Annotated in this window: 2 protein-coding genes; both read right to left on the reverse strand. The window is 40.4% G+C overall.

Annotated elements, in window-relative coordinates:
- Positions 1–72 precede the first annotated feature (72 nt).
- Positions 73–1,557, reverse strand: a complete 1,485-nt coding sequence (locus A5294_RS05965) for an App1 family protein (protein WP_004105429.1) — start codon at positions 1,555–1,557, stop codon at positions 73–75.
- Positions 1,554–3,242, reverse strand: a complete 1,689-nt coding sequence (locus tag A5294_RS05970) for a L,D-transpeptidase (protein WP_231880209.1) — start codon at positions 3,240–3,242, stop codon at positions 1,554–1,556. Before A5294_RS05970 ends, A5294_RS05965 begins: the two co-directional genes overlap by 4 nt.
- Positions 3,243–3,642: the final 400 nt, after the last annotated feature.

Here is a 3,642-nt window from a genome sequence, read left to right on the forward strand (position 1 = left end):
TCTTATATATTAGTAACGAAATATTTTCTGCAATTCTTTAATATTACAAAATTATTTTGCAATTATTTTATACTATTTCGCAATCGCTTCCTCTATAAACGGAAGCATTACTTTAGCTAAATCTTTGCCTTGAGGAGCTGCAAAAAATGGCACGCCTTGCAAAGTACCAGCAGCACCTTCTGCTTCAATTATGCGCATTTGAGCATCATCAAAATCATCAATATCACCAGAAAACTCGTTAGCATTATTTAATTTTTCGATCGCCATAGTAGGAATTTCTTGCGCATCTTCACACGTAGTATCAAGAGCATCCGAAAAAACATACGCACGTTTAGATGCACTTAAAGCAACAGCAAAATCACGAGATAATTTACGACGAAAATCCTCAACAGTAGCACGCTTACGCAATTGCCTAATACCTACTGCAAGCACACGACCTGGATGCTTACGAATAATATTCGCATACGTTAAAGGATCCTTTTGACCATCATCGCCAATAAGCACAAAACGCATGCCAGGAAAATCATCCATAAGTTGAGTTGCAAATTCTAATTTATGCTGCGGTCCGTTTGGAATAAAAGTTTTAGGACGCGGATCCAAATCACGAAGAAGAAGAGGACCCTCAGGAAACTTTTCGCGATCAATAAAGTGACGAATTGAAGCCTCAACATTCCACGGAGAAGTAGAAAGATAGAAAAATGGAATATCGTCACGCAAACGCTCTAAAGACTGGAAAAACTCAGACATTCCAGCAACTGGCGAACGATGAGCAGGATTCATAATAAGCAAATTATAAGCAGCGCGAATTGGCGAAGGCGCTTGAGTAACCATAATAGTGTCGTCAACGTCCGAAATAACACCAACAGGAACATTTGCATCAATAGCAAATAAACTCGCTTTTACAGGCTCACGGTCACTAACAGAATACGAAACAACGTGACGACCAGGCTCTAAAGCGCGTTCGGTAATTAAATCTAAATACCCTGCACGGTCAGAAATACAGTACTCTGCACTACCATCGCGTGAACCTTCAGGCTTATCGTATATTTCAGAATCGCCAATTTGAGCTGTTTCTACAGGAATACCGTCAATAGACAAAGCCACGCGCACACGCACAGCAGGAACAACAAGCATCGCATAAATTCCGCGTTTTAGAGCAGAATGATGACCAAGCTTTGGAGCATACACAGTTCTGCAAATCAAGCGAGCATATCTATGCGTTCCATACCCAATATATGGCTCAACACTTGGAAACCAGCCAAAACGACGTGCAACACGACCAGCAAGACGCATCCACATGCCGACAATAGATGTAACGAGCCTGCGACCAAAACGCACAAGCAATGGCTTATTGTCAATACGCTCAGCTTTAGAAGGAGCGTCAAACAATGTTGCCGTAACATGCACAGGAATTGGCGCACTGCTAATCCGTCTAGACGCCACTAATTGCGGAGTAGATTGTGGGCTTTGCACATACTCAAGATTAGAACGCGCAGAAAGCGAAAGTCCTTCGGCGCGTTCATCTTTGTTAAGTGAGTTACCCACAGATTCGCTCATTCGCGTACCGGACCATCCGGAGTCGTGCCAACAATTTGCACAATAGTGCCACGTGGGCAATTTTCAAAAATCCAGCGAGCATCCTGCTCATACATGTTTATGCAACCATGAGAGCCGTGATTTGCAGCATCGCCAGTTGCAATACCCTTATAATTCCAAGAAGCAGTGTGGAAACCTTCTCCACCATGGTAATAGCTAACCCAACGCACTCCAGGAGAGAAGTAAGGAGAGCCATCGCCATTCCTACCGCGCATATCTTGTGAAGCATAACGCAAGTAAATAAAGAATGTACCAGAAGCTGAATCATCGGCACCGCGCTTACCTGTGCAAACAGGGAATGTTTTTACAAGTTCATCATTCCTATAAACAGAAGCCGTTTGGGTTGTTTTGTCAACAACAATGCGCATTTCAACAAGCTTCTTTTCAACGGTAAACTTAGTGATTTTTGAAGGAACAGACATCTTGAAATCATTGCCATTGCGCAAAGATTCTACAGCCTTTTTCGCAATACTATCGGAATAGCTAATTTCAACACCATTAGAACCTTTAAGTGTTGTGAAAATAAACTTGCCTTCTTTATTGACTGCATCTTCCTGATTAATCTTTTGCTGATTAAGCTCTTTTGGAAGAACTTGAGACAAATAATAATCTGCTTTATCTGCATCAATTGTGTAAGAAAGCTTACGGCGAGTCGTATCTGCTTTTATACTGATCCAAGACGCAATCGCTTCTTTTGGAACCGTAAAATCTTTACCGTCACCGTTATTAAACGTGATTTTTTTCTCAAGAAGTTTATTTAAATCATCTACAAGTTTCTGCGCTGCATCAAGCTTAATAGGAGCGTCAGTGCGTCGAGATGTAACAGAAACTTTTACTGTTTTACCAGGGTGAGCAATTAACTTTTTTACTGCTTCACGAACAGACATAGTTTCTATAGTGCGACCAGGTATACCATCCTCTACCTTGTAAGATTCAGAATCCTTGTCGAAAACTGCACTATAAGGTACAGCGCGATCCTTCTCACGAATAAACTTATGCAATAAGTACGAATCCAAAGCAGAATCATCACGTACAGCTTTCAAGCTCACGGTTTGATGAACCCAAGGCATAATACGAGTAAATAAATTATCTCGCTTAGCATTCATAATAGCTTTTACAGTTGCGTTCTTATCAATCTTGACACCAAGTTGACTCAAATCTGCATCAACACTATTGCCTTGATCGTCACTAATTACTAATTCGCTATGATCCACAGCATTCTGAACAGTCTTGCTTACAGAATCTTCCTGATAGCCAGTGAGATTGCGCGTAATAGAAGCATCACCAAAATCAACACCTGGAGCAACTCGATTGTTGAAATACAAATGAAGTGCAAAAAATGCTGCAGCTAACAAAATAACAAAAATAAGAAGCGAATACATCAACGCCAATGCGGAACGGTTCGCACGATGTTTCTTTGCTTTCGGCTCTACTACTCTAAATGAATCGGTTGCAGTTGAATCGGCAGGAGTTGCATTTGCATACATGCCATAAGATGTAGCATTATTACCAAACACATTCTTCTTATTACCGGCAATATCTTCAACGATATCGTCAACAATGTCTCCAGAAGTATCTTCTTCATCGGCGACTTCGCCTAAATTATCAGCAAGAGTTCCCTCATAATTAACAGAATTATCAGCCATTTGATCTTCTACATGACTTTGAGGAACCTGCATAAAAGCAACAGTTCGTCACTAGCATCATCAGGCATATTACTAGATGTAATATTGAAGGATTCATCTCCCTCAAAATTTTGCTGTAATTCAGCCATATTCAAAACCTCTGCTCAATAATTGTATGCGACAGACACGCTTGCACAGTTTACCACTAGCGACGCACGAAATTAGTATTAGCGAAACATGAGAGCATAACTGGTTACATAACTAGCTATATAACTAGCTAAATATTTAGTACAGAATTAATGCGAATAATACACGTTAAAAAACGAGCAAAGAACAAGCAAAAGCAGCAAAATGCACAATTAACTAGCAACTAGCCGACACCTAATGAGTAACTAATAAACATCTAATACAAGCAATAAAC

This window comes from Gardnerella sp. 30-4 (assembly GCF_001641215.1).
In the GTDB taxonomy this organism is placed as follows: Bacteria; Actinomycetota; Actinomycetes; order Actinomycetales; family Bifidobacteriaceae; genus Bifidobacterium; species Bifidobacterium leopoldii.

What these genes read in the sequence shown, in the direction of transcription:
- A5294_RS05965 (WP_004105429.1), bottom strand. Translation starts at nt 1,557, where the DNA reads ATGAGCGAATCTGTGGGTAACTCACTTAACAAAGATGAACGCGCCGAA.
- A5294_RS05970 (WP_231880209.1), bottom strand. Translation starts at nt 3,242, where the DNA reads ATGGCTGATAATTCTGTTAATTATGAGGGAACTCTTGCTGATAATTTA.